We start from the raw sequence: 16492 nt of genomic DNA, 5'->3' as shown, positions 1-16492 counted from the left end.
CTTCAAAGGCGTTTTTAGCCTACCTATGAGGGATTGAAACTATATCTCCCGCAGGGCCTCTCTCTGCTCCTGCGAGGTTTTTAGCCTACCTATGAGGGATTGAAACCCGTTGTGCCTTCCGGGTTCCAGACTATCTCGGTAACCGGTTTTTAGCCTACCTATGAGGGATTGAAACAATGAAGAAGACGAAAATATGGAACCTGACTTGGTTGTTTTTAGCCTACCTATGAGGGATTGAAACAGGAATTCGTCGAAGGATAGTTCGTGCGCATTGAACTTCGTTTTTAGCCTACCTATGAGGGATTGAAACGATGTATTCCCCGACCGTAATCAATGAATTGTATACAGTTTTTAGCCTACCTATGAGGGATTGAAACTCGAATTTATCAAGGACAACCCTGAGGATATAAAGGGTTTTTAGCCTACCTATGAGGGATTGAAACGCCGTATCTCCTCCCTGGCCGCCTCCAGGATTCGGGGTTTCAATCCCTCATAGGTAGGCTAAAAACCCCGAATCCTGGAGGCGGCCAGGGAGGAGATACGGGTTTTTAGCCTACCTATGAGGGATTGAAACATTCTCTGATTACCCTGCGCCAAGGTCAGAACAACGGTTTTTAGCCTACCTATGAGGGATTGAAACATAAACAGCTCTTCCAGATCGCGACCCACTGCCTGGTTTTTAGCCTACCTATGAGGGATTGAAACGCGGATATGGCTTGCCATGAAACTGCCCTATACAGGTTTTTAGCCTACCTATGAGGGATTGAAACCAGTTTCCACCTCCATTAGAAATTTATCCTGGCTAGGTTTTTAGCCTACCTATGAGGGATTGAAACCCTGCGCTCGCTTATACGGTTGGCCATGCAGCTCGGCTTTCTGTTTTTAGCCTACCTATGAGGGATTGAAACAGCAATGCCTTAAAAGTCCTGGGTTTTGTGAATGCGAAAGTTTTTAGCCTACCTATGAGGGATTGAAACCCGTGCTGAACACTCACCGTGCAAGTACCTTCCCAAGTTTTTAGCCTACCTATGAGGGATTGAAACCCACTTGATGCTACACCACTGTATGCAGAGACGATACCTCGTTTTTAGCCTACCTATGAGGGATTGAAACAATGACCCTTCCTAAAGAGGTACGGGTTGCCCTTGGGAGTTTTTAGCCTACCTATGAGGGATTGAAACGGGGTGGGAATGTTGAGAGAAGAGCTCCGGGAGCTTGTGGAAGAGTATTGCCAATCTTTGGCGTTGGTAAGGAAGGGTTTTTAGCCTACCTATGAGGGATTGAAACTTGTTAAACAATACGGGCATTTTGCATCAATAGTGCAAGTTTTTAGCCTACCTATGAGGGATTGAAACTTCCGCTCTTGGGAGTAGAAACAAGCTGGATACCGGTGGGTTTTTAGCCTACCTATGAGGGATTGAAACTTTGTTTGCTAACTTTCATGTCCATTCTCGAATAATCGTTTTTAGCCTACCTATGAGGGATTGAAACTCTCGCCGTAGATAGGATGTTTCCACCTGCCAAGGCGGAAGAGTTTTTAGCCTACCTATGAGGGATTGAAACTCCTTTCCACTCCATGCCTCTACCTCCCGGCGGCAATGTTTTTAGCCTACCTATGAGGGATTGAAACCCCCTAACAGTAATGTTTTTGCCTTTTGCCTGAAATGGTTTTTAGCCTACCTATGAGGGATTGAAACATTCAGACTAGCGTTGGCGCTCGGCATGACGGTTGGGGTTTTTAGCCTACCTATGAGGGATTGAAACAGACCCCTTCGGCCCAGCAGTCCAGGGCCATGCACCGGGTTTTTAGCCTACCTATGAGGGATTGAAACCTTACCTCAGCTCTATTTCCTCGACGCACAATAACAACGCGTTTTTAGCCTACCTATGAGGGATTGAAACCTGGTGCAGAAGGGCCACATCAGACACTTAAATGCACGCTAAGTTTTTAGCCTACCTATGAGGGATTGAAACTCGGGCTCGGCCGCTAGAGAGATGCTTCAGGCATACCGTTTTTAGCCTACCTATGAGGGATTGAAACCTAAATTGACGAATTCGTCCTTCCACCGCCAGCATGTTTTTAGCCTACCTATGAGGGATTGAAACCCCCCAGTCAGGAGTTCATCCAGTTTGTTGAGGTCAACATCGTTTTTAGCCTACCTATGAGGGATTGAAACACGGCTGGCGTGCTCAAGGCCGACAGGTTGGTTAAAGTTTTTAGCCTACCTATGAGGGATTGAAACTTCAACGGAAGTAGGTCGGAAGTATCTCCCCGACATGTTTTTAGCCTACCTATGAGGGATTGAAACTTACTACCAGGAACAGCAGGACCCCATGATAACGCAGTTTTTAGCCTACCTATGAGGGATTGAAACCTCGCACCAGCGACGTTTTTGTTGACCTCCAGCCTCGTTTTTAGCCTACCTATGAGGGATTGAAACTCTTACTGCCTATCATTTGTATCACCTCCTCTGTCTAGTTTTTAGCCTACCTATGAGGGATTGAAACCGGGAAAAATCAAGGCTTTTGCACCAGTTACAACAGTTTTTAGCCTACCTATGAGGGATTGAAACCATGTAAACGTCCCTTTTGTATCCAATACTGCCACGGTTTTTAGCCTACCTATGAGGGATTGAAACTTTTTTCCCGGTCTTTCGCAAGGTTTAGGTCAAAGAGTTTTTAGCCTACCTATGAGGGATTGAAACTACTTTTTACCTCCTTCCATAGCACGGATGGTGAATTGTTTTTAGCCTACCTATGAGGGATTGAAACCGCCCTAGATACCTTAAAGAGAAAAGCAGAAAAAGAGTTTTTAGCCTACCTATGAGGGATTGAAACTCTGCTTACGGTGCTTTGGTTTTTCATCCCTAAAGCGTTTTTAGCCTACCTATGAGGGATTGAAACTCCAGTTTGATGGAAGCGTCCACAAGGATTTCGTAAGGTTTTTAGCCTACCTATGAGGGATTGAAACTTTCCTGGACTAATAACATCCTGCAAGGCTATTTGTGCCCGTTTTTAGCCTACCTATGAGGGATTGAAACTTGGGCTCACCCCTTTCAGGCGGTTTGTTCCTTGCTTTTGGTTTTTAGCCTACCTATGAGGGATTGAAACCCCGCCCGACAATGCACCTCTACCCACATTTTATATTTTGTTTTTAGCCTACCTATGAGGGATTGAAACGGTGCAGAGTGGTAAGGAAGAGCAATAGGAAATACAGGGTTTTTAGCCTACCTATGAGGGATTGAAACGATTCTAAAGCCAATATAACCGATGTTTTGACTAAAAGTTTTTAGCCTACCTATGAGGGATTGAAACTCTACATCGAATAGGTCTTTTAGCCTGCAATCAAGTGTTTTTAGCCTACCTATGAGGGATTGAAACTTCCATCAACGATGTTCGAAATCAGGTTTTTGCCCCAATCAGTTTTTAGCCTACCTATGAGGGATTGAAACCCAGCCCTGACAACGGGCACTACGACGAAGGTTTTGGTTTTTAGCCTACCTATGAGGGATTGAAACATAGCTGCTCAAAGACCTTCTGTGGGTACGTTGTTACCTGTTTTTAGCCTACCTATGAGGGATTGAAACAGCCCTTCTTCGCTTGCTTCTCCTACCGGTAGCTTGGTTTTTAGCCTACCTATGAGGGATTGAAACCAAGAAACTGCCGGTCATTTTCCCCGACATTACGAAGTTTTTAGCCTACCTATGAGGGATTGAAACGAAACCCGGTCATGTTCGACGAATTTATACCTGTCAAGTTTTTAGCCTACCTATGAGGGATTGAAACCTGAAAGACGATAGATTCGTGAAATACACCGAAACAGTTTTTAGCCTACCTATGAGGGATTGAAACTCCGTAGTGTCGCCTTAGGTTAGAACGGCAGGTCATCGTTTTTAGCCTACCTATGAGGGATTGAAACTGGAAAGACGGGAAGGCATATTTTAGGGGGGTGATAGAGTTTTTAGCCTACCTATGAGGGATTGAAACTGATTGAAGGCCACGGTGCTTGGCTCGGCGCTGATGGGTTTTTAGCCTACCTATGAGGGATTGAAACTCGTTCTTTTGGTTCCTAGTCCTTCGTCGAATATGAGTTTTTAGCCTACCTATGAGGGATTGAAACCATATGTAAGCATCCTCGCCGATATTGGTCATTTCATGTTTTTAGCCTACCTATGAGAGATTGAAACACGTGCCACGGAATAACCGAAGTTCAATAGTGTTGTAGTTTTTAGCCTACCTATGAGGGATTGAAACGTTTTCGTAATTGATAATCTAAACTATCTATATGGTGTTTTTAGCCTACCTATGAGGGATTGAAACTCGCACAGCGAAGCTAATTTAAGTCCTCTATTAAGCGTTTTTAGCCTACCTATGAGGGAATGAAACTCTCTACCAGCTGCCTGGCAGAAGTGGCGATGAGCTGTTTTTAGCCTACCTATCTTGAAAATAATGTTCCGAAAGAAGGCAATAAAAAACTAAAGATTCGTAATAATTAGCCGGCGCTTTCATTCTGACCCGGGTACAGCCCCGCCCAAGAGCACAAATGAGCGGCAGAGGGGAACTGGTCCAGCAGTGCCAGGGCCTCTTCAAAAGGGAGCATCCGCTTTCTTATCTCCTCATGCAGTGCAAAGAGGCCTAGTTGAGGGTCGGCAGCAATATATAAAGGCAAAAAAAAAAACGGTGCCCGATTAGGTGAGGTTATAAAGTAAGGGGGTAAGTAAAACGTGGCTAAAATTTTAATTTCTTCTTTGGGCACAGGGCGATTTAGTAAAAGCAACAGTTCAGAGCGGAAATATGACTATACGATTTATAAGTTCCAAAATACTGATAAAACTTACAAAACCCCTTTTATTGTGGAAGCCTTATGTAAGTGCCTGGAGATAGACAAATTGTATTTAATAGGCACTTCAAAATCCATGTGGGAAGAGTTCTATTATTATTTTTCTAATTCTTCTGGCCAAACCCTTGATGAGGAGTATTGGGACAAATTATCCGACATGGTAACTAACTTTAAAGTGGGTGGCCAGAAGTTAACCGATGAAGATTTATCTAAGGTCAACGAAACCATAGATAACTATTTAAAAAATATCAAGGCCGATGCCATTGGAGGTTCCCGTTGCTTCATTATAGATTACGGCTTGGACGAAAAGGAAATTTGGAGCAATTTTGATGTGATAATGCAGATAGGCGAGACCTTGACTGATGATGATGAGATTTACCTAGATATACCCCATGCTTTTCGTTCAATTCCGCTTTTTTTATACATAATGATAGACTTAATTAGAATACTGAAGCTCAAAAATGATTTTAAAGTTGCTGGCCTGTATTACGGCATGTTGGAAGCAATCGGGGATTTAGGCTATGCTCCCATTGTTGATTTGAGTCCCCTTTACAACATGACTCTGTGGACCAGAGGAGCCTACGATTTTCTAAATTTCGGAAATGGTTATCTCTTAGCTGATTTAATAAGCAAACAGGAACTATCTGACATAATCAGGAATATTTCGGATATCGTCAACATAAACTTCATAGATGAATTTAAGAGGGAGATAGACCACTTGTCGGGTTTGCTAAAAGATACAAATACAGTCGATCCAATAATTAACTATATGCTGCCATATCTGATGACTTTCGTTGAACGATTTAAAGGCATCAACTCCAGTTCACAGCTTCAATTTGCCCTGGCCAAATGGTATTTTGAAAACAGGAGATTTGCCCAGTGTTATATTTGCCTGGCTGAGGCCATCGTTTCGAGAATACTGGAAGAATATCGGGCCAGGGATTCTAGAATCAAGTGGAACAATGATAGTAGGGAAAAAGTAAAGTATTTGATACACAGGACTGACTTTGGCAACATGGATAAGTTCAAGGATATGTGTAAAATATATAAGGAAATCAGCAGTATTAGAAACCTTATCGCCCATGCGGGCTTTGCGGATAGGGAGGCTTATAAGGAGGCGATTAATAAGATCAATACCTACATACGCTGCACAGAAAGCCTTGTGTTTAAAAATAAACACTTAAAGGAGATACCGGTCTTGTTTCCGTTTGATAAATTAGCCAATAACTAAAGGAATATTGAAACTTTTTGTAGAAATATTATGTTGACCGGGTCTTTGAGAAATCTGGAGCCTCCAAAAGTAGATATGAAGGGGTTGTGGTTGAATCTCATACTTCGAAAGTTAAGCCTGGGGATGTAATAAGATTGGACGATTGTTGCGCCTCAAGTTAGACGATGCTGTCTTCTGTGGCAAAAGTTTATGGTAACAAGGAGGAATTTTTCGATGCTACGTGCTGTTGTAATAGGGCCGAGGGGAAAGATGGGAAGGCTTATAGTAAAATCCCTTTGCGATAGAGAAAATGCCCAGATAGTGGGAGCGGTTGCGCCGAAAGGAGCGGATTATGTTGGGAAGGATGTGGGGCTCTTATGCGGATTGGGCAAAGAAATAAATGTGAAAGTGACGGATGACATAGAAAGTGTTATCGAAAGATGCAATTGTATAATTGATTTCACATTTCCGGCAGTTTCCCTGGAGGTACTAAAACACGCAGTATCGCACAAAAAGGCTTTGGTCTGTGGAACGACGGGCTTTAAGAAAGAAGAAAAAGAGGAGTTTATAAAAGCTGCACAAGAGATACCTATAGTTTTTGCGGGGAATACTTCCCTTTTGATAAATCATGTATATAAATTATTGGAATATCTTGCCCGGAATATTGGGGATTATGCTGACGTTGATATAGTAGAGATGCATGATCGCTTCAAAAAGGATGCACCTAGTGGGACTTCACTTGAAATGAGAGAGGTGTTAAAAAACGTACTTCCCGATAAAAATATAAATATTCATTCTATACGGGGCGGGGACGTGCCGAGCACCCATAAAATAATTTTTAATTTATTAGGCGAAAGGTTAGAAATTACCCATCATGCTACCAATTTCCAGTGCTTTGCTGAAGGGGCGGTTCGGGCTGCTGAATATTTGCTCTCAAAGAAAAATGGTTTTTATACAATGAAAGAAGTTTTCGGTATATCTTAGTGATCTGGAGGGGTGTATTATGGTCACAATTACATTTCATGGTCATGCGTGTTTCAAAATAAGCTCTACAAAGTTCTCTCTTAGGCGCAAAGGTCCATCCGATGCATATAGGGGGAGATTATACCTTTGATTTTGGTTGGCTGCAACTTGCACCGGCAATGCACGGCTCCTCATATATAGAAGGGGATAACATAATCTACATGGGAAACCCCTGTGGGTTTCTCATTGAAATTGAGGGAAAGACCATTTATCATGCTGGAGATACGGGCCTTTTTGGGGACATGAAGCTTATAGGTGAGAAAGTTCGCCTGGATGTGGCAATGCTACCCATCGGCGGCAATTTCGTCATGGGCATAGATGATGCGGTGAAAGCCGTGGAATTCTTTATGACCATAATTCTATTGATTTCATTTTCTCATTCCACTTTATTTTGAAACCTAATTCCGAAAACAGTCTTACAGGCACAAAAACCCTTTCACCCTTTATTAAAGGTGGAACACCCAGGTCAATCGGTACGCCCTGGGAAAGCTCTGTTTTAGAGGAATTTAAAACCAGCTTTACGCTCGTTTCTCCACGGAAAATCACTATTTCCCGCCGGGAATAGTTCCATTGCACATTCAGACCCAGAGCTTCGCTAATAAACCGGAGGGGTACCATAACCCTCCCGCTTTTTATAAAGGGAGGAGCAGGAAGGGACACAGGCTTCCCGTCCACATACGCTCTGGTGGAGCCTATATTCATAAATATGGCGGTGCTTTTGTCAAAATCCTGATGTCCAAGCAGTTTTTTGAATTCTTCGATTCCCGTGTGCGGCGGTACGATAATGCGGCTGAGCTCAAAGGGATTCGAGTTATGGTAGACGTACCCTTTATTTATAGTAAATCCCAGGGTATAAAACTTTTTTGCCGCCCTGATGAGGTCATCGTTATATCGCCCGTAAGGATACGCGAAGGCGAAAGGCCTCGGTAGGCCCTTGTCTCTGAAAAGATTTTCCAATTTCTCAAAATCTTTTTCCAGGTCATTTGATGATGTGGAAATGGTAACCGGCTTGCCGTTTAAGTAATGGTGGGCGTCGAAAGTATGGGAGCCGAATTCTATGAGGCCGCTTTCGGCCATTTCCTTTATCTGGTGCCAGGAAAGTTTCGCAAGTTTTTCCTGGCTATTAAATTCTTTTTCATCTTCCGCGATCCTGCTGCCGATGAGGAAAATTGTGGCCCTGAGGCCGTATTTTTTCAATACGGGGAAGGCGTATATGTAATTGGATTCGTAGCCGTCATCAAAAGTGATGAGGACGGTTTTGTGCGGCAGGTCTTTCTTTTTGTATAGAAAGTCCTCTAGCTCTTTGAGGGAGGCTGTGTAATACCCGTTTTTGTAGAGAAACTCCATCTGAGCTTCAAATTCGGAGGCGGTGATAGTGGCAAGGCTTTTAGTATCCTTCGGCAGTGGACCAGGTATAATATGATGATAAGCCAGTACTGTTATGCGTGAAGAGTTGTTTGTTTTTCTGGCAGGTGCCGAAGCTGCAACTGCAGGAGAGGAGAAAATAAAGCCTATAAGGGTAAATGCTAGCAAGATGCTTAATATGATGCGCTTCATAGGATGAGCTTTGCCCTGGTCATCCAAACTGTGCAAAAGTGCACAAGTCCGGAAGGCTGGGCTATTTATAGTCCGCCCTTTCAGAGAGTGCTCATTCCCAGCAGGCGGTATTTGAGCACTCCCATCATCTTTACGTGCTCTTTTACTTCCTCCAATTCGCCAGCATCTAAATCTTATTTTTCTATTTTCACACAATTCCTTCCGGCTGCCTTTGCCTCATAAAGCATGTCGTCTGCACGCAAGAGAATGGTATCGATTGTATCCGATGGCCTGAAACTTGCCACCCCAAAGCTTGCAGTTATGTGTCCTACTTCCGGCAATGTCATATTGCTCAGTTTTTCCCTCAGCTCTTCTGCTAAACCTGCCGCATCTTTTAAAGAAGTCTCAGGCAATAGAATTATAAATTCCTCTCCGCCCCAGCGCGCAAAGCAGTCTGTTTTACGTATCCTATTTTTTACCGTATCAGCAATGCTTTTTAAAACCATGTCTCCTGCAGCATGACCAAAACGATCGTTTACACTTTTAAAATGGTCTATGTCAAACATAATGAGGGAAAAAGGCTTCCCATTTCGACGCGTACGTTCCATCTCCTGTTCCATCATCTGCATGAAAAAGCGACGGTTATAAATATTTGTCAATGGGTCAGTTATAGATTGCAGGTAAATCATTTCTTCTATCTTCTTGCGTTCGGTTATGTCGCGGAGGATTCCTATTGCATGCCATGAATCCTTTATTTTCACAGCAGAGAGTGAGAGTTCTACATAAATTTCATGACCATCCTTATGCTTTGTTTTTAATTCAATTGTTTTACCCACCGCACTTCCTTTACCACTTGATTGGAATTTCTTAAATGCTTCTTTGTATCTCTGATAAAGACTTTCATCGTGTATCATAAACCTGTGCAGTTCTTTACCCATTACTTCTTCCTTAGTGTAGCCGAATACCTGTTCTGCTGCGGGATTCCAGAAAGTAACATCTCCTTTATCATCAATCATAATAATAGCGTCTCTTGCAGATTTCATTATCGCACTTAAAATTTCGTTCCTTTCCTGCAGTTCTCTTTCTAATGTTTTCCGTTCTGTTACATCAATTACAATTGCCATATATACTTTTTCTTCTGCGAATTCTAGAAGCAGTAAGTGTAATTCTACAGGGTAGGTAGAACCATCTTTCCTGCGTTGGGTTGTGTTAAAGATAATAAATTCCCTTTTTCCTTCGTATAAAGGAGCGAGAAGTTCTTTAAAACTTTGTATGTCTATTTCCGGTTTTAAATCAAAGAAGGTCATTTCTTTCAGCTCTTCTAAGCTGTATCCCAAATTTTCTCTTGCCCTGCGGTTTGCAGAGATAAGTTTAAATGTTTCAGAGTGGAATATGTATATTTCATTGGGAGAATTTTCAAAAAGATGATGATAAAATTGGAACATTCTTTCCCTTTGCTTAAGCGTTGTATTTGTTTCGTGAAGTTTTAAAGCCATTTCAACTGTTGAAATAAGCACATATTCGTCTACACCTTTTAGCATGTAGCCGTAGCCAGTAACCGACTTGATTTTCTCCATAATTTCTTTATTTGCATTTGCAGTAAGGAAAATAACAGGGATATCTTTATATTGCTGGATTAAGCGAGCTGTTTCTATGCCGTCTAATTTACCCATAAGCTCTATATCCATAAGAATGAGATCAAGATTTTGCTCGCTTTTTACTTTTTCTACGGCTTCCTCACCTGTGCGCACCGTTTCCACATCATATCCGTATTTAATCAAAATATCTGCTGTTATCCGTGCATTAAGCCTGCTGTCTTCTACAATAAGGATTTTCTTGGGTTCCACATCATTCATAAAGGAAGACCCCCTGCTTTGACTCATTATTTATATTTTAGCAAAAGAATCAATGAATTACATGACTTAATAGACGAGCGAAGAGGAAAAAAGGCAGTTATTGTCGAACATATTTTACTATAAAAACTTTTAAAGCAGCAAGTATAAACTTAAAAAATGGGTGAGATATAATGAAGATAACTTTTTGCGGCGCTGCAAAAACGGTAACAGGTTCCTGCTATTATATTGAAACAGATAAAAGAAAATTTTTAGTGGACTGCGGAATGTTTCAAGGTAAAATGAGCGGATTGAATTTTGAGCCCTTCCCTTTCGAGCCCGCTGATTTGGACTTCGTAATAGTTACTCATTCGCATATTGATCATATAGGGAGAATACCCCTGCTTTTTAAAAAAGGTTTTAATGGTAGCATATTTGCCACTTCTGCAACCGCTGACTTAATGGAGATAATGTTGAAAGATAGCGCTCATATCCAGGAATTGGAAAGCAAATGGCAAAATAAAAAAAGGCAAAGAAAAGGGCTGGTACCAGTAAAACCGCTGTATACTATTGAAGATACCTTGAGAATACCGGAATATGTGATTAAGTGCTCTTACGGCAAGTGGATAGAAGTTGATGAAAATATTGTATTATGTTTAAAGATGCCGGGCATTTGCTGGGGTCTTCAATAGTGATTCTGAAGGTCAAAGAAAAAAGCAACGAAGTGCTTATAACTTTTTCTGGAGATTTAGGAAATAATAATATGCCGATAATCAGGGACTATGAATACATCGATTATAGCGATTATTTAATAATAGAATCAACTTACGGCGATAGATTGCATGGTAATAAGACCGAAGAAATCAAAAAATTGTATGATATTATTATTAATACAGTGAAAAGGGGAGGAAACGTAATTATTCCGGCGTTTTCGGTAGGAAGGGCTCAAGAAATCTTATATTTCCTGAATTATTATATAGACGTAGAAAAGAGAAAAGAACTCTCTAATGTAGAAATTTATTTGGATAGCCCTCTTGCCAGGGAAGCCCTTGAAATTTATGAAAAGCACAAAGAATGCTATGACGAAGAAGCTATTAATCTATTGAGCAAAGACTTTGATTTATTAAGATTCAACAACTTATACACAATTTCCAGTGCAGAAGAATCTATGGCATTAAACGATAAAAATGGCATTGTAATTATCTCATCCAGCGGGATGTGCGAAGCTGGCAGAATAAAACATCATTTAAAACACAACATCTGGAAGGATACTACCTCTATAGTGTTTGTAGGATACCAGGCTGAAGGAACTCTCGGGAGAAAAATTCTGGATAATGCAAAAAAGGTGAGAATATTCGGCGAAGAAATGGTAGTTAAAGCAAAAATTTACAATCTCGCAGGTCTCTCTGGTCATGCGGATATCGAAGGACTTATAAATTGGGTAAAAAATATAAAAAATGGCATTTCAAGAAAAATATTTATAGTTCATGGAGAAGAAAAAGCCTCGGAAAACTTTAAAAAAGAAATAGAAAAATCGATGAAAACTAGCGTTTATATACCCGAACTTTTTGAAAAAGTTGAGCTATAATTATCTACATCCTTTTTTAGTTGGACCTTGAAAACCTAGTCTTTATTCATTTATTTTTGCCAACCGTGCCATTTTCTAAAAATCTCTTCTCGCTCTTCTTGCCAGGCTTGGGTATAGCTACATGTTTTGCAGCATAAAAGAATTTTTTGCCACATTATAGATGACATAAAAGATTAGCAACCCTTATAAAAATCCAAATTCCCTTGACATACCTTTTTGTCCCATGTTAAAATAACTTCAACGAGATCAGGCGAAAGGCCGGGCGCCTTTATTGGCGCAGCAAGTCTAAAGGACTTGCGGGACTCACATCCCGCAAGTCTTTTTTAATGTAATGAATGTTGTGTATAGGTATAATGCAAAAGGACTAGACTATACGGGGAGGGTATAGGTTTGTTCAATAGGTTTATTCAGAAAAGCACGGATTATTTGATATTAAAATTATTGAAGCTAGATCCTTCCAATCGTAAGATAACGAATCCAGAGGAGCGGAGGAAAATAGCCTATTTGGAAAGCTGGGTCAGTATAATAGGCAATGTTGTCCTCGCGGCGATAAAGCTTATTTTAGGTTTTGTGATGAACAGCATTTCGCTTATAGCTGACGCTGTCCATACCGCATCGGATGTGTTGACTTCTGCAGTGGTGCTTTTGGGCTTCAAATTCTCCGCCGCTCCACCGGACGAAAAGCATCCTTACGGGCACGGAAGGATTGAGTTTTTGGCATCACTTCTTATAGCACTCATGCTCATATTTGTGGGTTTTGAGTTCGGCAAATCATCTTATGAAAGATTTTTGGCCAACGAAAAAGTAGCGGGGAGCATTTTGGTTGCGGTATTCATGCTGGCATCGGCGGTTTTCAAGGAATGGATGAGCAGGTTTTCCATAGAATTAGGTAACAAGATATCGGCAGGAGCTTTGATTGCAGATGCGTGGCACCACAGGACCGATGCCATCGCTTCGGTATTGGTGGCGGTGGCGATAATCTTTTCCAAATACGGGTACTACAGAATAGATGCCGTATTCGGCTTTTTGGTGTCAGCCCTGATTGTATATACGGGAGGGACTATGGCCTACGATTCCTGCTCAAAGCTCATAGGGGAGATGTGGGAAGAAGAGATGGTAAGGAAAGTTAAGGAGGCTGCCCTTTCGTTTCCGGGAGTAATCGATGTCCACAAGGTTTTCATCCATGACTACGGGGCGTACAAGGAAATTTCCCTTCACGTCGTCATGGACAGCACACTTAACTTTTACGAGGCCCATGAACTTTCGGAAAAGATCGAAAGGCTGATTGAGGAGAGAATCCACTGCAGGGCGACTGTGCACGGAGAACCTGCCAGGACGGTGTAATGGATAAAAGCTTCTATTGCTATGTTTCAAATTCCTTGATAAAATAAAGTAAGCAAGCTAAGGCTTGCCCGGGTCGCGGCTACCCCGGTTAAAAAAACAAGGAGGATTTTTTATGTACAAAAGAATGAGCGATGTAGTCCAAATTTCTCTGGTCGCCTGCATTTACGCAGTTTTGACCCTCGCTTCATCATCCTTTTCCTACCTTCCCTCCCAGTTCAGGTTGGGCGAGATAATAAAGCCCATCTCCACCTTCGACAAAAAGTTCGCCGTATCCATGATGGTGGGGAATTTCCTGGCGAATTTGTTCAGCCCTTATGCAGGTCCTATGGAGCTTTTGTTCATGCCTCTTAGCAATTTAATAGGATGCACGTTGGGCTACTACGTGGGAAGGTACACCCGGAGGATCTTAGGCGCCGTCTTCATAGCTCTCTGGATTTCCGCTTCGGTGGCCGTAACGTTAAAGGTCTCAGCAGGATTCCCGCTTTTTCATACCTTTTTGAGCGTCTCGGCAGCCGAAATTGTGCTGTTGGTTTCGGGTTGTGTCGTTATGGAGCAGGTATTGAAGAAGAGAGGAGGATTTGTGAATGGATAAGTACGGGAAAAGAAGGTTCGACATTTACGGCTATGAAAAGATCGATACCGAGGTTTTGGAAGCGATAGAGTATGAATATCCCGGCAGGGACACGGTTATCGAATACATTACGGAGGAATTTTCTTCTGTCTGCCCGTGGACGGGCCTTCCGGACAATGCGAGGCTCACCATAAGATATATTCCAGGCGAGAAGCTGGTGGAGTTGAAGTCCCTGAAGTATTACCTCACCTCCTACCGGAATATAGGTATACTCCAGGAGCACGCGGTAAACAGGATATTGGACGATCTCGTAAAGCTCCTCGAGCCGAAGTACATGGAGGTTATAGGAGAGTTTCTGGCAAGGGGCGGCATATCGACCAGGGTTGTGGCGAAGTACGGCACGATGCAGTAAATGAAGGGTGCAACGCGCTGTTGCACCCTTTTTTAAGTCTTCACTGAATTATTTTTTTCATTAGAGATAGTAAGCCCTAAAATCTTGTGGTAGCAGTAATAAATAATACCGCTTACGATCATCCCATTTAAGGCAGGGATGAAGAATTTGCTCTTCCACGCTATAAGTCCTCCTATCAGGGCGGAAATTACACCGGGCCAGTAGATTCCTTCCTTGCGCACAAAGTTTCTATTGGAGACGAAGAAGTACACACACCACTAACGCAAAAGAGGCTATTGGCGGGACGGACAATATCTTTATCGTGCGCGGCGGTAAAGAATACGACGGCAGGGACATAGTTCCACTGGACGAAGAGGCTATAAGGCAGGCCTGCGGCAAGATCGCCGGCAAAGTGGATTCCATAGCGATTACCGGAGTCTTTTCGCCGATGATCCCCGATCAGGAGGAAAGGGCTGCTGAAATAATCCGGGAGGAATTAGGGGATATACCTATAACCCTTTCGAACCACATCGCTTCAATATCGCTTCTAGAAAGGGAAAATTCCACGATATTGAACGCTTCGGTTATAACCGTCATGAGAAAGGCAGTGGATGCACTGAAAAAAGCCGTGAGGGAGCGCGGCATAGATGCACCGCTTTTCATAGTTCAAAACGATGGCACCGTAATGTCGGCGGATTACGCCGTGAACTACCCCATCTTTACGGTAGCTTCGGGAGGTCAATTTTCCCTATACAAAGCTAAACAATCTATAACTTTGTTAGGTACTCATTGTGCAGACCCCAACGAGCATTATACTGTTGGAGCCGACGGCTACCTCCATCACCGTCTGGCCAGCCCAGCACCCCTATTAAACAGGGGAGACCCGTATTCCCCCGGCTTTAGGCCTCTGGCTGCCAGGCTGCTTCCCAGCGTTTTCCGTCCCTCGAGCTTTAGCCCTAAGGCACATACCGGGAGGGGGAGTTACCCCGCCTGCCCGCCACCCCTTAACCCCCACCACAGGGTGTTGCCGGACTCCCGGGAAGTTCGGCAGGGAAGAGCGGCAGGCTTAAAAAGGTAATGATACCTTACCCTGCTTCGCCGAACATAAAGGACAGCCAATTTCTGGGGCTCCAGCCCCGGAATATCCTGTCTTCCCTTACGGCCCGTTTCCGGGCGGCCTTATAGAGACCGAAGAGCTTGCCCCAGAGCTCGAAGGGCTTCCATCCTTCCTTAGGCGAAAGTCTCCTCAAGAGTTCCCGGGGCATTCTCTCCGCAAATCCAAGAGCCCTTCGGGCTATCACAAGGGCTGCAGCCTGGTGAGCAGACAGCCCATAAGCTTCCGAATACTTGAAATAACCAATAAGGGAAGTAAATCTGGCAGATACGGTAAAGACTGCGATACCCCTCTTCCTCAAAGCCACGACAATCCGGTTGAAAAGGAGTTTCTTGCAAAAGTTGTGAGTTATCCGATTGAAGAGGCGGTTGGTATCGTGGCCCTGGGCAAAGGACAGCTCTTCCAGGGCTACCTGCTTTATACCCAGCGATTTCAGCCATTCGGCTACGTCTTTAGCAAGGTTTCCGGCTATCCGCTCCCGTTTTTCATGGGAAACGTAGACCAGTTCGGGACACCAGAAACAGCGTGAGATATGAAAATTGCCGTCCGGCAGGGTCACGGTTACAGCCACCACATCGGGATTTAAGTCTATCCCTACCATAGGCAAGTCTTTTTTTACAGGTACGTCGTCGCCCAGGGGAAAGGAAATAAAGCAATCGAACCTTCCGTCCTTGCGGACTACCCTTACCGTATAGGCACCGGCTCTCAAAAGGTGTTGCAGGAGTATGGCCCTGTAACGAACAGGTATTTCCAGGGGCACCGTGACCCAGTCTTCTTCTTTCCTCCGGCGGCCGTCTTTATTTTCCGGCTCCGGCGGTATGTAGACGTTGAGGCGGAAGAAATCGGTAACCTCGTCGAAGACCACTTCCGTGTTGGCATTACCATACTGGCCTTCCAGTCCCTTCTGGTTGGCCTGGCCTACGTAGTAAAAGGAGTGTTTGACCGTAATTCCCGCCACTCCTCTTTGGATAGTTTCCCTTCTTGCAGGAGGAGCAAGTTTTTCTTGCCGCCAAATACAGCAGGTGGCACTTCATCTCGCTCTA

Annotated in this window: 12 protein-coding genes, 2 pseudogenes, 3 CRISPR repeat arrays and 1 riboswitch (1 of these 18 cut by a window edge); of the genes and pseudogenes, 9 read left to right on the top strand and 5 right to left on the bottom strand. The window is 43.3% G+C overall.

Annotated features, from left to right (window positions below):
• A CRISPR array of direct repeats spans positions 1-443; the repeat unit is 30 nt; unit sequence GTTTTTAGCCTACCTATGAGGGATTGAAAC (it extends 4103 nt beyond the left edge of the window).
• Positions 444-543: 100 nt separating this feature from the next.
• A CRISPR array of direct repeats spans positions 544-1181; the repeat unit is 30 nt; unit sequence GTTTTTAGCCTACCTATGAGGGATTGAAAC.
• Positions 1182-1256: 75 nt separating this feature from the next.
• A CRISPR array of direct repeats spans positions 1257-4386; the repeat unit is 30 nt; unit sequence GTTTTTAGCCTACCTATGAGGGATTGAAAC.
• Between the two features lie 109 nt (positions 4387-4495).
• A pseudogene (locus AN618_RS13095) lies at positions 4496-4624 on the bottom strand (transposase); the annotation flags it as partial.
• Between the two features lie 100 nt (positions 4625-4724).
• Here AN618_RS13095 and csx2 point away from each other — a divergent pair.
• The 3 genes and pseudogenes from csx2 to AN618_RS07055 all read left to right on the top strand — a co-directional run.
• Positions 4725-6071 (top strand): TIGR02221 family CRISPR-associated protein, encoded by a 1347-nt coding sequence (gene csx2 / locus AN618_RS07065; protein ID WP_066353488.1) that lies wholly within the window; start codon positions 4725-4727, stop codon positions 6069-6071.
• 213 nt (positions 6072-6284) lie between these two features.
• Positions 6285-7034 carry a 4-hydroxy-tetrahydrodipicolinate reductase gene (gene dapB / locus AN618_RS07060; RefSeq protein ID WP_066353487.1) on the top strand — a complete coding sequence of 250 codons (750 nt, stop codon included), beginning with the start codon at positions 6285-6287 and terminating at the stop codon, positions 7032-7034.
• Between the two features lie 95 nt (positions 7035-7129).
• A pseudogene (locus AN618_RS07055) lies at positions 7130-7468 on the top strand (MBL fold metallo-hydrolase); the annotation flags it as partial.
• Here AN618_RS07055 and AN618_RS07050 read toward each other — a convergent pair.
• Together AN618_RS07050 and AN618_RS07045 are read right to left on the bottom strand one after the other, a co-directional pair.
• Complete coding sequence (locus AN618_RS07050) at positions 7419-8657, bottom strand: stalk domain-containing protein (RefSeq protein WP_157081662.1); 1239 nt, start codon at positions 8655-8657, stop codon at positions 7419-7421. The pseudogene AN618_RS07055 and the gene AN618_RS07050 overlap by 50 nt on opposite strands.
• Positions 8658-8803: 146 nt before the next feature.
• Complete coding sequence (locus AN618_RS07045) at positions 8804-10465, bottom strand: GGDEF domain-containing response regulator (RefSeq protein ID WP_066353482.1); 1662 nt, start codon at positions 10463-10465, stop codon at positions 8804-8806.
• A gap of 170 nt (positions 10466-10635) precedes the next feature.
• On the opposite strand from AN618_RS07045, the gene AN618_RS13560 reads away from it, so the two are divergent.
• The 5 genes from AN618_RS13560 to queF all read left to right on the top strand — a co-directional run bounded on the left by AN618_RS13560 (position 10636) and on the right by queF (position 14356).
• The gene (locus tag AN618_RS13560; RefSeq protein WP_222926389.1) at positions 10636-11133 is read left to right on the top strand and encodes an MBL fold metallo-hydrolase; all 498 of its coding nucleotides are present in this window, start codon (positions 10636-10638) and stop codon (positions 11131-11133) included.
• Positions 11133-12029 carry an MBL fold metallo-hydrolase gene (locus AN618_RS13555; protein WP_222926387.1) on the top strand — a complete coding sequence of 299 codons (897 nt, stop codon included), beginning with the start codon at positions 11133-11135 and terminating at the stop codon, positions 12027-12029. The genes AN618_RS13560 and AN618_RS13555 overlap by 1 nt, the downstream gene beginning before the upstream one ends.
• A 232-nt stretch (positions 12030-12261) precedes the next feature.
• A riboswitch (NiCo riboswitch) is annotated at positions 12262-12336 on the top strand.
• A gap of 83 nt (positions 12337-12419) precedes the next feature.
• Complete coding sequence (locus AN618_RS07035) at positions 12420-13373, top strand: cation diffusion facilitator family transporter (protein WP_083515103.1); 954 nt, start codon at positions 12420-12422, stop codon at positions 13371-13373.
• Between the two features lie 112 nt (positions 13374-13485).
• On the top strand, positions 13486-13965 hold the full coding sequence (locus tag AN618_RS07030; RefSeq protein ID WP_066353480.1) for a QueT transporter family protein: 480 nt from the start codon (positions 13486-13488) through the stop codon (positions 13963-13965).
• Positions 13958-14356: a preQ(1) synthase gene (gene queF / locus AN618_RS07025; protein WP_066353479.1), complete on the top strand. Its 399-nt coding sequence runs from the start codon at positions 13958-13960 to the stop codon at positions 14354-14356. Before AN618_RS07030 ends, queF begins: the two co-directional genes overlap by 8 nt.
• A gap of 32 nt (positions 14357-14388) precedes the next feature.
• On the opposite strand, the gene AN618_RS13090 is transcribed toward queF, so the two are convergent.
• Entirely contained in the window at positions 14389-14607 is a 219-nt protein-coding gene (locus AN618_RS13090) for a hypothetical protein (protein WP_187694895.1), read from the bottom strand.
• Positions 14608-14630: 23 nt separating this feature from the next.
• Here AN618_RS13090 and AN618_RS13550 point away from each other — a divergent pair, with 23 nt between their 5' ends.
• Positions 14631-15413: a hydantoinase/oxoprolinase N-terminal domain-containing protein gene (locus AN618_RS13550; protein ID WP_083515102.1), complete on the top strand. Its 783-nt coding sequence runs from the start codon at positions 14631-14633 to the stop codon at positions 15411-15413.
• Between the two features lie 7 nt (positions 15414-15420).
• Here AN618_RS13550 and AN618_RS07015 read toward each other — a convergent pair whose 3' ends face one another.
• Positions 15421-16407, bottom strand: a complete 987-nt coding sequence (locus AN618_RS07015; RefSeq protein ID WP_066353477.1) for a hypothetical protein — start codon at positions 16405-16407, stop codon at positions 15421-15423.
• Positions 16408-16492: the final 85 nt, after the last annotated feature.

It is taken from the genome of Fervidicola ferrireducens, assembly GCF_001562425.1.
Taxonomy (GTDB): Bacteria; Bacillota; Thermosediminibacteria; order Thermosediminibacterales; family Thermosediminibacteraceae; genus Fervidicola; species Fervidicola ferrireducens.
The sequence above is the reverse complement of the archived record's forward strand: the minus strand, read 5'-3'. Positions and strand labels throughout refer to the sequence as shown.